The sequence below is a fragment of the Wolbachia endosymbiont (group A) of Conops quadrifasciatus genome, from assembly GCF_964027015.1.
In the GTDB taxonomy this organism is placed as follows: domain Bacteria; phylum Pseudomonadota; class Alphaproteobacteria; order Rickettsiales; family Anaplasmataceae; genus Wolbachia.
This window is the reverse complement of sequence record NZ_OZ034722.1, coordinates 18,476-33,616: the sequence shown is the minus strand read 5'-3', so window position 1 is coordinate 33,616 and position 15,141 is coordinate 18,476. Positions and strand designations below refer to the sequence as shown.

Sequence of the window (15,141 nt, the reverse complement as noted above, 5' to 3'; positions counted from 1 at the left end):
TTGTCGTAATTTAAAAATAGGGAGGGTGGTATGCCTAATACAGAAACAGTAAGAGCTTTGGTTAGTGCTTTTAATATACATAATTATGCTCGTAATACAGTTAAAACTAATTTTACGCTGCAAAGCAGGGGCGGGGGGGACTGTATCGTAGTTTCATTTGATAAAGGTATGAAAGGGTATCAGTGTGAAAAATATCTGGACAGTATAAAAGGGAAGATAATACGTGAATTCTACGGCATTGAGGAAAGTAATGATGCAGAAATATTGGATACAGCTAAGCTAATTTTTGATGTTAATTCTTTTCCGTTTGAAAACTATGAAGATGTTAAATCTTTTTCATTTAAGAACTATAAAGGAGATTGGCTCGTAGATAAACAAGGTAGGATTGAGTTTGTAACACCTGTAGATCAGGGCGTAATTTTTAATTTGAAGTCTCACTTGGCTTCTTCACTTGAAAAGGATGTTCTAGAAGATATGCGGGTTAGCAGCACAACTGTACCATTTAACAAGGGAAAATATTTGTGTCATTCTAAATTTCCTGATAAAGAATCACGTAAGCAATTTGAGCGTGAGTTTTTATCAAGGATGGAGAATAGATATGGGTATAGGAGTGTTTTTAAGAAGCCCCTGAAGGTTGAAGGCAATAGTGTATATATCAGGGACGTTTTTGATGACGCTCGTTTTATTGATAGTGTAACACGGTATAAGGCATGGCTTGTAGGTATGTATCTTGGAGTTGACAGTAGTGCTAATCATAAAGTGAAGTTATTTAAAGATATGATAGTAGAATCTATTGGTCAATTGACAGGAGTGACAATATATGGCTTTGTATGTGCTTCCCCTTTAGATAGAGAAGAGGCCTCAGTTCTTATATCTCTTGTATTAGATAGCGGAAGAAGGCGGGTATTGACAAACGAAGAAGCTCTTAAACTAAATTATGCATTTAATTATGCTGTATTTAATGATCTTTATGGTAGAATTCAGGGAGAATTATTAATAGATAGAAGGAATGGGATATATGGCATAGACTTTTCTGATAAAGAAATTTCTCACTGTGTGATAACTAAAATCATAGAAAGCTCTGTAATCAACAAAGACCATGAACTGTCCATTGACCCTGAGCTTCATTTTCGAGCATTGTCGCCTGCACAGTCGCCATTCAATTCTCCTACACATGCAGGGCCGAGTGGACTAAGAACACCGCCTAGACAAAGGCAAGAAGACAGAGATAGCGGTTATGACAGTAATTCGCCTCCAAAACCTAAGGATTCTGGTTCTTCACATGGTGTTCCAGGGCCATTGACTGAACTGTCAGATATGGAATGGAAGTCTACCACGCAGAGTCAGGATGGAGCATTAGAGGGGTCTCCCAGGCAAGGATCAGAAAAGTCGCTGCTGCATAATCCTGTAAATTTAGCTGGAACGAGTGGAGAACTCCCGCCACGGTCACATCTGAGTTATACTACAGTTAGTTATGATGTTTCAGGGCCATCTTCATCATCTCAATCTGTAGGTGCTGTTCAAAATCGTTGGTTACCACAAGGCACGTCCGAAAATAAAAGGATACCGTCAATGCAACTTACTAAACCAGGACCTAGTGGTTTATCATGGTCACAGAGTAGACCTTCATCATGGAAAGGTGCTAATGAAAGTGGATCAGCATGGACTAGTACTCTGGGCTCTTATTCATCACCGCCTCCTCTTATTCCAAGTAGTGATAGTAGTGTTCCAGGATCCCGGCTACCTGTGGCTAGATCTTCATCATCGAAAGGTGCTAGTGAACGGAGAACTAGTGATAAACCTCTTACTGAGGAAGAAGAAAAGTTGTTTAAAGCATTACTTTATGCGTTTAACTTAAATAATTATATTCAGGAATATCCTCATACTAACTTTATTGTAGAAAATGGGAAGATTGCTAGTTCAATTAATGATGGTGTTGATGTAAAAGAATATTTAAAGGAGCTAAGAAATTCTATGATAGAAGAGTATTATCGTACTGAGGAAAAAGCAAAAGAAGCCTGTGATCTCAATGAGTTTCCATTTAAATTTCTTTCTAATTGTGAGAAAAACCAAGAAATAACAGTTGTTGCTAATATAAGTAGTGGTGCCTTATCTAACTTAAAAAAACTTTTTATTCGGGAGCATGAGAGAAAAGTAGAAATAGAAGATATCAACATTAACATCGTCGAAGAGGCAGTGAAATCTAAAAAGAACATATGGGTAAATTCCCAGATAAGAAGAAGAGGAGAAAAAGGAGGATATTACGAGAAGGTACGTCCTTACGAAGCAATTACAACCTGTTATCCCGATGAAAGCAATTTAGAATATATTCCAATTATAAAAGACAAAGGTGGATACTGCCTTGACCGTAAGTATTCATCTGAGGAAGTAGAGTCGTTTATAAAGCAATGGCGTCGTCCTAAAGGTAAATCAGTAGCTGGAAAGGGGAAGCCCGAAGATAATAAAGACAGCGGTTACTCTTCCGGGTTCGTAACTGATGCTGAAAAGGTAAGCTCCAATGATGAGCCTATGGATTATCAAGCATCGTCACATGTGCAGCAGCAAAATCCTTGGTCTGACAATGAAGGTAATTCAAGGGAATCTTCGAGAAGCGGAAACAGTAATTCATCGTCAAAACGTGCTCTAGAATTAAGTGTGGAAAATTTGAGAATATCCACAAAACTGGATGCTACTAAGACCGAACAGCAGTGCTCTCCCGCAAAAAAATCTAGAAGAAATTGGTCTAATCCACCGCTCTGAGCCACCCAAGTGTTTTATTAGGGTTGGGGCCAAAATCCCTGACCCTGAAAGCACTGGTGTTAGTTTTTCTCATCCATTGCAGATATTGCACCGTACTATCCACTTGATCATCGTGGCGAGCTTCTGGGAACATTAAAATTTCATACTCAAAATCATTGAGCCATACCGCTTGCTGTGGCAAAAAAACCCTGCCAGACTCTATCACCGGAACAATTTGATAAAATCGAGTGAGTTTGTCATTGTGTGGCACTATTTCAATAATCGGTAGATCGCTATTTGCCTTTAGCTCTTGTGTTAATTGCTGACCACTCGTTTTTGCTTCAATCAAAATTGCGTGTGGTGCCCATCTTGCAGCTAGTGACAGAACTTGCTCTTTAAGCTTTAGGTACTCAAGCTTTGCTCGATATACATCAAGTAAATAGAATTTATTATCTATTTTTGCCCAGGTGGTACAGACGCTAAAGTCGCTGGAATCGTTTGTTGAAACTGCAGTGTCCCAGCTTTGAGTTACATGTGAGGGATTATCAGGGAAATTTTTATAGCGCTTTAGCCACTCTCGTTTAATTATACCGCTTGAAAGCGGCAGGGGATTTTGTTGATATTGAGCAGCAAAAGCGTAACTCCCAAGTTCAACTTTTATCATCTCAACTTCTTCTCTTCCTCCCTCGAGGGGATATAATAACTCATTTTCTTCTCTTGAATATAAACCTTTTTCTTGTGTCGTAATTGAGTCGATTATCTCCACTTTTTCAGAAATCATTGGCAAACAAATGTGATGCCATATGTTTTTTGGCTTGGAGAGAAGGTGCCCGGTTAGGTCTTCCAGGTGCAGCCTGTGCATAACAAGCACAATTACTCCTTTTTTTCTATCGTTGAGCCTCGTTACCAAAGTCTGATCGAACCAATTTGTAACATGCTTTCTAAGATATATGGTCCCAGAGTGTGATGGTGTGGATTTAGTATGAACAATTCAGGAGCACTGTAAAGATATAAACTCAAAAGGTGTAAGACCCCTAAGAGTTTTGAGTCTTTTAGCATAATTGTGGGCCATAACAAAGTCATAAAGATGCTCTTTGAGTTGCTGGTGAGACTGATAGTAATACTTCTTAACTGTGGCATTCTTTAAAGTTTTGTTCATACGCTCAACTTGCCCATTTGTCCAAGGATGGCTAACTTTTGTTAGACGGTGTTCAATGTCATTTTCTTCACAAGCTCTATCAAATATATGTTGAAAAGCGTATTTATGGCGTTTTTGGTTGGTAAATTGTATACCATTATCTGTCAAAATAGTATGGATTTTATATGGTAAAATTTTAATCAAATTACGTAGAAACTCAGCAGCTATAGGTTTTGTAGCACTTTTATGCAACTCAACATACGTAAATTTGATCTATTGCAACAAACAAATATAACTTTCCTTCTTCTGTTCTGACTTCTGCAATATCAATATGCTATAGGATATTGTTTGAATTTCTTTTTTGGTTTAACTTCACCATCAACATCTGGTAGTCTGCTAATGCTGTAGCAACGATGTAGACTAGAAGTGTGGGATTGAGGTTTGCAAAGCATAGAGACTGTCATCTAATGGCAATAGAGTATGCTTACGAAATGCAACACTCCTCTTCTAAAGTTAAAACAGTTGATCTTGCATGCTTCGGACCCATATCAGCGTCTTTGGCAAAAGACCGTTTTCTCCATTTAATGATAGTTTTTGGATTAAGGTTTAGAGAGTTTTGCTATGCTCTCTTTACTATTTTGTATTGCTCTACGAATCGTCTCTGTTGTTTTGGCGCACCCATGTAATACTTGTCCCATAATTCCTCCTTTGATGGTATTGTTTTCTCATATTTTATCATACCATCACACTCTAGGACTGTACATCTAAGAACACCTTCTATTTCTTCAAGTATTAAATTTGTTACAGTTTCTTTATCATCTTTTTCATTGTCATTTTTATCATCATTACAAAGATTATCACTTGAACTACAGTTTGAATCTTCTTCTGTGTTACAATCACTCAATTTAACAGACTCTATCTGACTATCATCACCAGAGCTATTTGAACAATCATCTACCGAACCATCAGGTGTTGCCGGATTCCCTTCATCTGCATGAGAATCATCTAAATCATAACCCAAATCCTTAATAGCTTGACGGCACTCACGTTCAGTAACATATTCAAATGGAGTCTTTCCACTTTGATCTTGCACATTTTGATCAGCTTTTGCTTTTAAAAGAAGTTCTATAGCTTGAAGGCAGTTATTTTCAGCAGCATAATGTAACGGAGTCTTTCCACTTTGATCTTGCACACTTGGATTAGCCCCTTTTCCTAAAAGAAAACCTATACCGCCAGTATCGTTACGTTTAGCAACGTAATGTAACAGAGTTTTTCCATTTTCTTCGTTTGTACATTTGCCTGCTTTTAGACGCCTCTTTATACGTTTAATAAAATCGGAATCATCTAATAGATTGCTATTGCTTTTTAACTGATCTAAAATGTTAAGTAATTTTTTATTTAATTCCTTGCTTGATACCCCACCATTCATATTGCATAACCATTACTCACTAATTCTTCAGTGATTACCGTAATACATAGGTAAGTCAATAAAAAAATACCCTTTTCCTTCTTCAGTTCTAAAACATTGTTAAAAGTCTCAAAAAGATGAGTTAAAAAGGGTTCTGCTTCCAACTTTTTTGCTGTAAATTTTTGCAAAATTTTAAAACTCACATCTACTCTATTGTGGTATTTTTGGCAACCAATTTTATATCGACATTAAAAATAGTGAAGAAGGTTCTACTAAGCAGTTAACCCTTTTGAATCGGAAAAGGGTTTGACGTCAAATTGTTCTATCTTTTTTACTTCTTCAAGCTTGGTACCGGGTTTTAGCACATTATACAATGCAAAACTTATACACGCTAATCCAATAATTCCCCCAACTACCGCTATAGTGTACATTTTCAAGGCATAAGATATAACGCTACTCACTAACAACACTGCACCAACACTACCAGCCATGACTGCTCGTCTTTGTTGCATTGCCTTTGTTAATGGTCCTTCTTTTTCGTTTACAGCGCTTTCTTTTTCAGATTTACTATAAGAACATGATAGTGTTTGATCTTCTATTATAATTTCAATAGAAGGCAAAAGCTCTTGCATAGCAGCTTCTGTTGAAGCAGTGATATTCTTTAAAGCTTCTTTGTTGTTTTTGCATATCAGTTGGTGCTTTTCTATATTATAAAGATCCTCACTGCTTTCGTTGATATTCTCACATAATTTAGCATTAGTTGATATAGTTTCAGTATCATCAATTTCAGGGGCAGTGTTTTGATACTCTATAGCTGTTGTATTTAGATTTAGAATTTTTTCACTATTTTCTTCTTCAACTATAGTAGTTCCAGTATCTATAGCAGTCTCTATTGTGACAGTGGAAGGTAGGGTTTGCTGCTTTATAGGTGGTTGTTTACATGCTAATTCTGAAAGCTTTTGTTTTTTGGCTTCTTGTAAGATATCATTTACAGCTTGATCATTCTTATACAGTTTTGCATGATCTAGTAGTGTAAACGTCTCATTTCCGTAAGTTATTTTTGTCGCAAGAATTTTCTTTGTATTGTAATGAGATTTTCGTAATACTCCATTTTTGAACTTTTCTGCAATACCTTTCCCTTCTTCTATTTTTCTTGCCAGCTTAAGAAGCTTTTCTTTATCTTTACTTGTTAATTCACCATATGCCAGCTCATAAATTATATCCTTTTCATTAGCATTTCTTAATGTTTTCATATAATGTTTCTCCTATGATAGTTGTGCAGTAAAAAACTTAAATCTTGTAAAATCTGTGAATATTTTGAAGAATATAAAAATTCTTCCAATTTGATTGGATTGAGGAGCTCGCGATACAACTCTGAAATAAGCGGTGAGTTTTTGGGTTTACGAAAATATCTACAATTGTTGCAATAAAAATAGCTGAGAAATTGGGCCGACTCCTTTTTGTGTATAAGATCCGAAAATAAGTTTTTGAGGCTTTTCGTATAGCTTCCAGGTTCAATCTTTCAATTTGTCTTTGAGCGCAGAAACCCCCTAGAAATCACGCTTTTGAACTCTATATTATTTTTTGTAACATTGTCGTAGGCGTTAGATCCGTCAATGCTTGTAGACGTTCGAGCACCCTTGCAAACTCTTCTTCTGACAACTCACCACTGCCTAATTTCTCCTGCAATTCTTTTATCTCTTTGTCCAACCTCTTGTCCCAACTCAAATCTAAATTACTTTTGAAGATCTTCTTGATTAACCCCTTAAGCTTATCACGCAAAAACTTAATTATCGCAGCAATCAGGTTTTTTTCCTTCTTCTCCTTGAGCATTTGGTAGTCTTGCGGACTTACATTTACTTCAAAAAGGTTGAAGAGAGGTTCAAAGAAACTCCAGAAATCTCCGAGTACTCTTTCTCTTTCACCATTGAAGTAATCCTTATCATCATCTTCGATATGTAGTTTTGCTTGAGATGATATTTCATCGACACAACTAGAGGCCTGACGCTCACACTCGAGCCTTCTGAGTAAATCTTGTCTGGAAAGCTCCTCTACGGCTGCTTTCAGTTCATTTAACTTCTGCTCCGCAGAGAAATCTTGCTCCCTGATTTTTCCTTGAAAGATTGAGCTACCGTTTTCGTTATTATCTGAAAAATTTTCCATTATTTTTGTCCCCTCAATAAAATTACTGTCTTTATTGTTACCTGAAAAGCTTTCCACCATTTTTACTCCCTTCATAAAACTTAATAGTTTAATTTCATAATACTAAACATTTAAGAAGTGTTAACGTAAAGATGTCAATAAAATTATTTATATTTTTACACTATGTATATTATATCATACGCCATTTAACCTTTCAATAATATTTTTTATTCTTGCTGCTTTTTCAAGCTCTAGCATGCGCTTTCCTTCTTATTAATGTTCACTTTTGCCTCTACCACCACTTTTTCTTGTAAAGTATTTGATATAAGTTTTATTATACTCTCTAGCATAACTTGTGCAACATATTGTATTCAGAGTGTATTGAACGAGCCTGAAAGGCTGATAAACGAGTATCAACAAAGACTGTCAGAAAGCAAAGATAAAGGTTACTATCCTACGTTAGATATATCTTAGCCACTTAAGTAGGGTTGGGCCTGACCCTGAAAGCACTGGTGTTAATTTTTTCACCCATTGTAAATACTGTACTATCCACTGTGGCGAGCTTCCGGAAACATTAAAATCTCATACTCAAAGCCATATCGCTTGGTGCGGCAAAACAACCCTGCCAAATCGGAACAATTTTGAGTGAGCTTATTATTGTGTGGCACAATTTCAATAATGGGTAGATCGCTATTTGCCTTTAGCTCTTGTGTTAATTTGCTGCGAACAAGCTTGCGTAAAATCAGTAAATGGAACATCCTTAATAGTCTCGATTGACTCTGTAGACACACTATCATTTTTCTCAAAGCCTTTATCTTCTATAGCTTCCAGAATACTTTTTCCTCCCAAAAGACAGTTTTCTCCTAAACTTTTCTTCTCAGCTTTTAACTTGTTAAGCCTTGCTTCGCTCTCATCATCAATTTCTACTTCTATTTTATTACCACCTTCCTTACTAGGACTTAGATAAATATTAATCTCTCCTACCTCAGTGGTAAAAGACATTTTAATGCTACTTTCTAAGACATCTGTGTAATTTCTTTTTCCATCTTTTGTACCTTCAACTCTTACTATACTCTCCCCAATTTGAATTATGCCGACTTTTAAATTTAACTCTTTAGCTTTTTCATGGTTTAAGATTTTCGCAGGTTCAATAATACTATCTTGTGAATATTTCATATAAAAACATTGATTATCTATCTTCACTGCCTCTAGCTTCCCCTTTTGAGCTTGTCTATCTCTGCCTACAATACCTTCATATGCTATACTTATTAGCTTGTTTTCAATTTCTCCACATTTCTCACCGGGATTACGTATATAATCAGATCTATAATTTTGTGCTAGCTCAGTATCGCTACCGCTGGAGAAAAATTCTTCTTTTGCTTTCCCACCTTCTAACAATAAATTACTAGTGATGCTTTCTATGATGTCTAAAGCTTCATCTTTATCTTCATCGTTTTGGTCGGTAATATCATTAACCCTCCCTATATACTCTTTGGTTCCATCGCGTGGTTTCACACGATCACTAAGAACACCTTCTATTTCTTCAAGTATTAAATTTGTTACAGTTTCTTTATCATCTTTTTCATTGTCATTTTTATCATCATTACAAAGATTATCACTTGAACTACAGTTTGAATCTTCTTCTGTGTTACAATCACTCAATTTAACAGACTCTATCTGACTATCATCACCAGAGCTATTTGAACAATCATCTACCGAACCATCAGGTGTTGTCGGATTCCCTTCATTTTCATGAGAATCATCTAAATCATAACCCAAATCCTTAATAGCTTGACGGCACTCACGTTCAGTAACATATTCAAATGGAGTCTTTCCACTTTTATCTTGCATACTTGGATTAGCTTTTATTACTTCTAAAAAATACCTTATACCGTCAATATCGTTACGTTCAGCAACGTAATGTAACAGAGTTTTTCCATTTCGGGTTTGTGTATTTGGATTAGCTCCTGCTCCTAGAAGAAACATTATATATTGAGTATAATTGGAATTATCTAATAGATTGCTATCGATTGCTAACTGATTTAAAATGTTAAGTAATTTTTCATCTAAGTAATATGACAGAGTTTTTCCATCTTGGCCTTTTGTATTTGGATCAGCTCCTGCTTGTAGAAGAAACATTATATATTGAGTATAATTGGAATTATCTAATAGATCGCTATCGATTGCTAACTGATTTAAAATGTTAAGTAATTTTTCATTTAATCCCTTGTTTGGTACCCCACCATTCATATTCTATAACCATTACTCACTAATTCTTCAGTGATTACCGTAATACACAGGTAAGTCAATAAAAAAATACCCTTTTTCTTCTTCAGTTCTAAAGACCTGCTGCAAAAGGTGATTGAAAAAATAATGTGAGAGAAGTAGAAGAAGAATAAGCAGATTGAGTAAGGTAAAAAAATGAGCTTTAGTTACTATAACATGAAGAAACACCCAAGAAACTTTCGTAATATAACAGGTTTAACTATAGAGGAGTTCGAAAAGGTAGTGGAAAAAGTGAGGTCTGGGTGGAAAAGAGTTGAAAAACAGAAAAAGTGCCATGGTAGAAGATCACAACTACCAACTCTAGAAGATAAGTTATTTTGCGTAATTTTGTACTATCGCACTTACATAACACATAGATTTTTAGGGTGCCTGTTCAATGTGCACAACGCAAATGTATGTAGGTTACTGAAGAAAATAGAGCCATTACTTGCCAAAAAAGTTACTATAACAAAAGATAGAAGTATGACACCAGAAAAAATACTGAAGATTCTGGCTGATATTACAGAACAGCAAATACAGAGACCAGAAGATAGTAAAAAACGGAAGAAATCATATTCAGGAAAAAAAAGAACCAACACTATGAAAACTGAGATTGTTATCGAAGAAGGTGGAAGAATTTTATCAGTGTCAAATTCATATCGTGGTAGAATTAATGATTTTCGCATAAGGAAACAAGAAAAATATTTACCAATCGATAGCATAAAATATGCCGATTCTGGATATCAAGGTTGGCAAAAATTGCAAAGCAATGTTATAATTCCATATAAAAAGTATCGTAAAAAGCCATTAACTCCAGAAGCAGAAAGAGCATAATAGAAGATTAGCATCATTTAGAATGAGAGTAGAAAATAAGATCCGTGAGATAAAGATATTTAAGATTATGTCTCATATTTACCGCAATTTTCAGAAAAAATACAACCTGAGGTTCAATATTATTGCTGGTATTGTGAATCTTAAGCACGCCTTTTAGTTAACCTTGATTTTAGTCACCCTCCTTTCCTTCTTTTTATTGCTTAATTCGCAGCAGGTCTATGCATCTTTTACCAAATGTTGAAATATGGACAAGAGTATGTGGAAAAAGGAATGAGCTATTACGAAACACGTTACAAAGAGAGAGTTGTAAAAAATTTAATCAAAAAAGCACAGGAATTTGGCTACATATTAGTTCAACAAGAAGAGCTAGTTAAGGGAGTTTCTTAGGAGCATATGATAGCCAATTTTTGGCAAAGTAGCTATATTGATTGCCTTGTTTAGCTTAAAATTTGCTTCATAAATGCCGCTTAACAACTCCTTTCCTTTTTCTAAGGTGAAGTCCTGGTCTAAAGCTATATTCTTGATTGAACTTAATTCTTTCTGCATGTTTAGTATGGCTTTCGTCAAAACTTCTATTGATTGCCATACAGTTAATTTATTATCAGTCAAATTATATACTTCGAGTATTAAATTAACAGAATTTTATCATGAATTTATGTTAAAAGTATTATACTTTGTAAACTTATGTCATGATATTAACTACATTAGCTAAAACATGCTTTTTATCTAAGTGAAGTTGCTTAGCAACAACGAAAAGTTCATCTATTTTTTTCCACTGACCTAGTAAAATTTCAACACCATTTACCTCTCTCTTTATGCTTTCTAAAATGAAGGCCTGAATTATATATGATGCTAGTTCTAGTTCGATTTCGCTATTAATTACTTTATTAATCATATTGGGATTCTTTAAATCATGAAGAAATTTATAAAAGCATTTGTATGCTTCATAAGCATCACTACTTATTGCATTTATTATCATTCCTGGCATTCCAGGAAATAAAGTAATCATTTCGTCAAACGTTTGATCATCAAATTTACATTGAGATGAAGCAACTTGCTTTGTTTTGTCATAAGTTAATGGAAGTAAATTTAGCTGAAAGCACCTACACTGGATAGTAGTTTGTATATCATATGGCTTATGGCTAATTATAAATATCTTAGAATTTTTTGGCGGCTCTTCTAATATTTTCAATATTGCGTTTTTAGCGTTATTAGTCATTGCCTCTAAGCTATCTATTATAGCCATTTTGTGTTCTGATTGAATGGGACTTAAGTGTAGAAAGTTTTTCATTTCTCTGACTTTTTCTATTCCGATAGTATCACCTTCAACAATGTGTAAGTCCAATGCTACTTCATTATAGCTTTTTATGAGTAACCAATTGGAGAAGGATTTTGCAAGTGTTGCTTTTCCTATACCTTTTTTACCACAGATCAGCCAAGACTGAACAGATAAGTTGTTCATTAATTTTTTTTTGGCCTGGTTGTGACCTATTACTTTTTTCATTCTTTCTCCTATAGATCTTAGTTTGAAAATGCATTGGTTACTGTTTGTAATAAAATTGCACCTTCCCTTAAAACCTTAATCTTATCTTCGGTTAAGTCAATAATAGTAGATTCTATACCAGAAACTAATTCATCATCTTCAATCACTGCAGATAAATGTTGCTTAATGGATTGTGGTATATCGTCTGCCTTACATACACTTTTTTCTCCTGAAATATTTATACTAGTTGCAACTATTGGAACTTTCAGTTTGTTTAGTATTGAAATTGCAATAGGATGTTCAGGGATTCTGATGCCTATACTATCTTTAAAGAATTCGTTTGGCAATATATTATTGTTTTTAAGTGGTAAAATATAGGTAATCGGTCCAGGAGAAAAGTGATTTACTAAACCAATATACTTTTTCTCTAGCTTTGCTATTCTCATCAAGCTGCAAATATCACTAACAAATATAGACAGTGGTTTATTTTGAGAGCGTTTCTTTATCTGATATATTTTTCCTATAGATTCATTATTTAATGCATTACAAGCAAGAGCATAGACTGTTTCTGTTGGAAAACACACTAACAAGTTGTTCTGTATTGCATTTATTATTTTAGATACCATATAGCTAAAAACTTATTCATAACAACTAGATCAATTTTGTTGCATTGTATCTTATATAGTAACTGCTAGTTTTTGTGAACGTAATGCAACGCAGCTTACCATTTGTTATGCAGACTTGCTACAACCCAAACTCTTCATTGACTTTATCAACTATTGCCTGTGGTGGATCCTCTCCCCATCCTGAATACAAAATCTCTCCATAGTCTGCAACATCTATAGAGCCAGTTCTGCTTTTTGCTAGAAACATTTCTCTTTTCTCTTTATCAACTAATACATAATGCCACGCTGATTTTCCACGATCTTTACCACGGACTAAATATACAAGATCTGACCTACTTCTTTTTGTTGCATCAGCAAAAGATCTTTCATTGACAGTTCTGCTTTTACTTTTTATGCCGCCACTTTCAGAAAAAGCTTCCTTGGATTCGGTTTTTTTGTTTGCTAATTCAGAAATTCCCCCTTTTCCCCCTAATGCACGTTCTTTGGCGTTTTGAGACGAATACTTGCTGGAAAAACCTTCCCCTGTACCGCCAGGAGTCCTGTTTGTGAAACGCTTAATAAATGAATTATTGTCGTTGTTTTCTGCCATAAAAATCTCCAAACTTTAGATTGTAGGACCCAAATTTTTACTACACTCTATCATATGTTAATTAAATTAATATAAATGAAAAATAATATAGTAATTATTACAGGAATTACAGCTTCAGGTAAATCAGAATTGTGTGATAACCTGATAAAAAAATATAACAATATCAGCATAATAAATTGTGATTCAAAGCAGGTATATGAAGAAATTCCCATAATTACTGCTCAACCACTAAAGCAAGAAGAATTTTATACATTATATGGTTATGTTTCAGCAAAAGAAAATTATTCCGTGGGTCTATGGTTAGAGGATTTAGAAAAAGAAGTTAATCACGCATTAGAAAATGCTCAAATACCTATCATCACTGGAGGAAGCGGGCTTTACATCAGCAGTTTAATCAAAGGCTTATCATCAATGCCACAAATAAGTCAGAAAGTAAGGAAAAATGTAAGCGAATTAAGGAAAAATTTAAGTAAAGAGGAGTTTTACAAATTAGTGCTAAGCAAAGATCCAAGGATTCAAGGTAAAGTATTCATGAATGACTCGCACCGCCTTTCAAGGGCACTTGAAGTTATCACTGAAACTGGTAAGACAATCTTTGTATGGCAAGAAAATAGACAGCCTCCTTTATTCGATAATTTTAAGATATATACAATTTTGCCTAAACGTGAGGATGTATACCAAAAAATAAATTCTCGTTTTATCAAAATGATCGAAAATGGAGCAATTGATGAAGTAAAAAAGCTACTTAGTATGAACTTAGCTCCACATTTGCCAGCTATGAAAGCACATGGAGTGCCAGAAATTGTAAAGTATTTGAAAGGTGAGATTACTTTAGACGAAGCGATACAGATTGCTCAAACAAACACAAGACACTACGCAAAACGCCAGTACACTTGGTTTAAAAACCAGTTCCCAAGTTCTGAAGTAATTGATTGTGCAAATGAGCTAACAGCGCTTGAAATATTTTAATTGTTAGTTTCCAGGTGTATTTCCATGCTCATTGCTATGAATGAGCGGTTCCATATTTTCCAGATGGCTGTTCACTTTTGGTGGCTTATCCAAGTCATGCTCTATTTTTATTTTAAAAAATCCAAGCCTCTCGCAAAATTTCTGAAAACACTCTTTTATAATGTCAAACAAGTTTTTATCACCTATATTATAGTCCTTCAGTCTCTTAGGAACAGTAAGTGACAATTTACCATCTTTATATATTACACCCTCTTTCCCATCTTGAGATTCAAGTGTGAATTCAATTGAGCTGTATAGATCTCACACCTTGTCACCGGCTTTACCATCACTCCTTTGGAAAAATATTGGTAATTTCATATCCGATCTAATACTTACATTATTTTGGTCAATATAATCAATATTCATTACTCTTTTAGGGGAGAATACTAGAAATGAATGTTGGCCAAGTGCAAGTTGGGATTCTATAAATACACCAGCTTCATGCCCTGCCTGATTACAATTGGTAACCAGTTCTTCTAGGATAGAATAACTTGGAACTTTTGCTTCAGCATATTTAAATATCTCCTTAAAAACTTCTTTTGCAAAAGGACGATAGTCTTTATTGTTGTCCTCATTTTTTGGCAGCAAACTGTCATGTTTTTTGTATAGCTTGGCAATAAAATCCCTACTTGTGCTTTTCTTATTAATAACAAAATCCATTCTGCGCAGATCGCAGAACGCTGTGTTACCAGAATTCGCTTCAGCATTATCTTTGCCAGCCCTTAACCTGCTAAAACCAAACTTTTCTGCTTGAGCTTTTAGTGTAACTATTGGATTTTCCTTTTCTTGTGGTATAAAGCTATTCATTGTCAATACCCTGTATATGAATTACTAATAGTATAATAATACATAAAAATGATTAATAAGTCAATAAAAATATTTTATATAAACGCAAGTTCTATGACAGCA

The 15,141-nt window shown here is 34.8% G+C and carries 9 protein-coding genes and 6 pseudogenes; 4 read left to right on the top strand and 11 right to left on the bottom strand.

The window, feature by feature from the left end; all coding sequences use genetic code 11:
* Positions 1 to 30: 30 nt before the first annotated feature.
* Positions 31 to 2,760, top strand: a complete 2,730-nt coding sequence (locus AAGD69_RS00165) for a hypothetical protein (RefSeq protein WP_341812156.1) — start codon at positions 31 to 33, stop codon at positions 2,758 to 2,760.
* Here the strand turns inward: AAGD69_RS00165 and terL are convergent.
* From terL to AAGD69_RS00135, 6 genes and pseudogenes are all read right to left on the bottom strand, one after another.
* Positions 2,744 to 3,682: pseudogene (terL, locus tag AAGD69_RS00160) on the bottom strand (phage terminase large subunit); the annotation flags it as partial. The gene AAGD69_RS00165 and the pseudogene terL overlap by 17 nt on opposite strands.
* Positions 3,643 to 4,575, bottom strand: a pseudogene (locus AAGD69_RS00155) (integrase core domain-containing protein). The pseudogenes AAGD69_RS00155 and terL, both read right to left, overlap by 40 nt.
* A complete protein-coding gene (locus AAGD69_RS00150) occupies positions 4,497 to 5,306 on the bottom strand; it encodes an ankyrin repeat domain-containing protein (RefSeq protein ID WP_341812155.1) in 810 nt (269 codons plus the stop codon). The pseudogene AAGD69_RS00155 and the gene AAGD69_RS00150 overlap by 79 nt, the downstream one beginning before the upstream one ends.
* Positions 5,307 to 5,557: 251 nt before the next feature.
* Positions 5,558 to 6,538 (bottom strand): hypothetical protein, encoded by a 981-nt coding sequence (locus tag AAGD69_RS00145; RefSeq protein WP_341812154.1) that lies wholly within the window; start codon positions 6,536 to 6,538, stop codon positions 5,558 to 5,560.
* Between the two features lie 352 nt (positions 6,539 to 6,890).
* Positions 6,891 to 7,508: pseudogene (locus tag AAGD69_RS00140) on the bottom strand (hypothetical protein); the annotation flags it as partial.
* A 609-nt stretch (positions 7,509 to 8,117) separates the two neighbouring features.
* Positions 8,118 to 9,677 carry an ankyrin repeat domain-containing protein gene (locus tag AAGD69_RS00135; protein ID WP_341812153.1) on the bottom strand — a complete coding sequence of 520 codons (1,560 nt, stop codon included), beginning with the start codon at positions 9,675 to 9,677 and terminating at the stop codon, positions 8,118 to 8,120.
* Positions 9,678 to 9,848: 171 nt separating this feature from the next.
* Here AAGD69_RS00135 and AAGD69_RS00130 point away from each other — a divergent pair.
* Both AAGD69_RS00130 and AAGD69_RS00125 read left to right on the top strand, forming a co-directional pair.
* A pseudogene (locus tag AAGD69_RS00130) lies at positions 9,849 to 10,683 on the top strand (transposase family protein).
* Between the two features lie 77 nt (positions 10,684 to 10,760).
* Complete coding sequence (locus tag AAGD69_RS00125) at positions 10,761 to 10,913, top strand: hypothetical protein (protein WP_410529850.1); 153 nt, start codon at positions 10,761 to 10,763, stop codon at positions 10,911 to 10,913.
* Here the strand turns inward: AAGD69_RS00125 and AAGD69_RS00120 are convergent.
* The 4 genes and pseudogenes from AAGD69_RS00120 to AAGD69_RS00105 all read right to left on the bottom strand — a co-directional run.
* A pseudogene (locus AAGD69_RS00120) lies at positions 10,914 to 11,135 on the bottom strand (hypothetical protein); the annotation flags it as partial.
* A gap of 73 nt (positions 11,136 to 11,208) precedes the next feature.
* Positions 11,209 to 12,030: a DNA polymerase III subunit delta' gene (locus AAGD69_RS00115; protein WP_341812152.1), complete on the bottom strand. Its 822-nt coding sequence runs from the start codon at positions 12,028 to 12,030 to the stop codon at positions 11,209 to 11,211.
* A 17-nt stretch (positions 12,031 to 12,047) separates the two neighbouring features.
* Positions 12,048 to 12,635 carry an L-threonylcarbamoyladenylate synthase gene (locus tag AAGD69_RS00110; RefSeq protein ID WP_253309491.1) on the bottom strand — a complete coding sequence of 196 codons (588 nt, stop codon included), beginning with the start codon at positions 12,633 to 12,635 and terminating at the stop codon, positions 12,048 to 12,050.
* 118 nt (positions 12,636 to 12,753) lie between these two features.
* Positions 12,754 to 13,224, bottom strand: a complete 471-nt coding sequence (locus AAGD69_RS00105) for a hypothetical protein (protein ID WP_341812151.1) — start codon at positions 13,222 to 13,224, stop codon at positions 12,754 to 12,756.
* A gap of 75 nt (positions 13,225 to 13,299) precedes the next feature.
* Here AAGD69_RS00105 and miaA point away from each other — a divergent pair, with 75 nt between their 5' ends.
* The gene (miaA, locus tag AAGD69_RS00100) at positions 13,300 to 14,193 is read left to right on the top strand and encodes a tRNA (adenosine(37)-N6)-dimethylallyltransferase MiaA (protein ID WP_341812150.1); all 894 of its coding nucleotides are present in this window, start codon (positions 13,300 to 13,302) and stop codon (positions 14,191 to 14,193) included.
* 3 nt (positions 14,194 to 14,196) lie between these two features.
* Here miaA and AAGD69_RS06905 read toward each other — a convergent pair.
* A pseudogene (locus AAGD69_RS06905) lies at positions 14,197 to 15,039 on the bottom strand (hypothetical protein).
* Positions 15,040 to 15,141: the final 102 nt, after the last annotated feature.

Excerpts from the sequence above, each read along its gene's own strand:
- AAGD69_RS00165 (WP_341812156.1), top strand. The coding sequence starts at position 31 with ATGCCTAATACAGAAACAGTAAGAGCTTTGGTTAGTGCTTTTAATATA.
- AAGD69_RS00150 (WP_341812155.1), bottom strand. The coding sequence starts at position 5,306 with ATGAATGGTGGGGTATCAAGCAAGGAATTAAATAAAAAATTACTTAAC.
- AAGD69_RS00145 (WP_341812154.1), bottom strand. The coding sequence starts at position 6,538 with ATGAAAACATTAAGAAATGCTAATGAAAAGGATATAATTTATGAGCTG.
- AAGD69_RS00135 (WP_341812153.1), bottom strand. The coding sequence starts at position 9,677 with ATGAATGGTGGGGTACCAAACAAGGGATTAAATGAAAAATTACTTAAC.
- AAGD69_RS00125 (WP_410529850.1), top strand. The coding sequence starts at position 10,761 with ATGTTGAAATATGGACAAGAGTATGTGGAAAAAGGAATGAGCTATTAC.
- AAGD69_RS00115 (WP_341812152.1), bottom strand. The coding sequence starts at position 12,030 with ATGAAAAAAGTAATAGGTCACAACCAGGCCAAAAAAAAATTAATGAAC.
- AAGD69_RS00110 (WP_253309491.1), bottom strand. The coding sequence starts at position 12,635 with ATGGTATCTAAAATAATAAATGCAATACAGAACAACTTGTTAGTGTGT.
- AAGD69_RS00105 (WP_341812151.1), bottom strand. The coding sequence starts at position 13,224 with ATGGCAGAAAACAACGACAATAATTCATTTATTAAGCGTTTCACAAAC.
- miaA (WP_341812150.1), top strand. The coding sequence starts at position 13,300 with ATGAAAAATAATATAGTAATTATTACAGGAATTACAGCTTCAGGTAAA.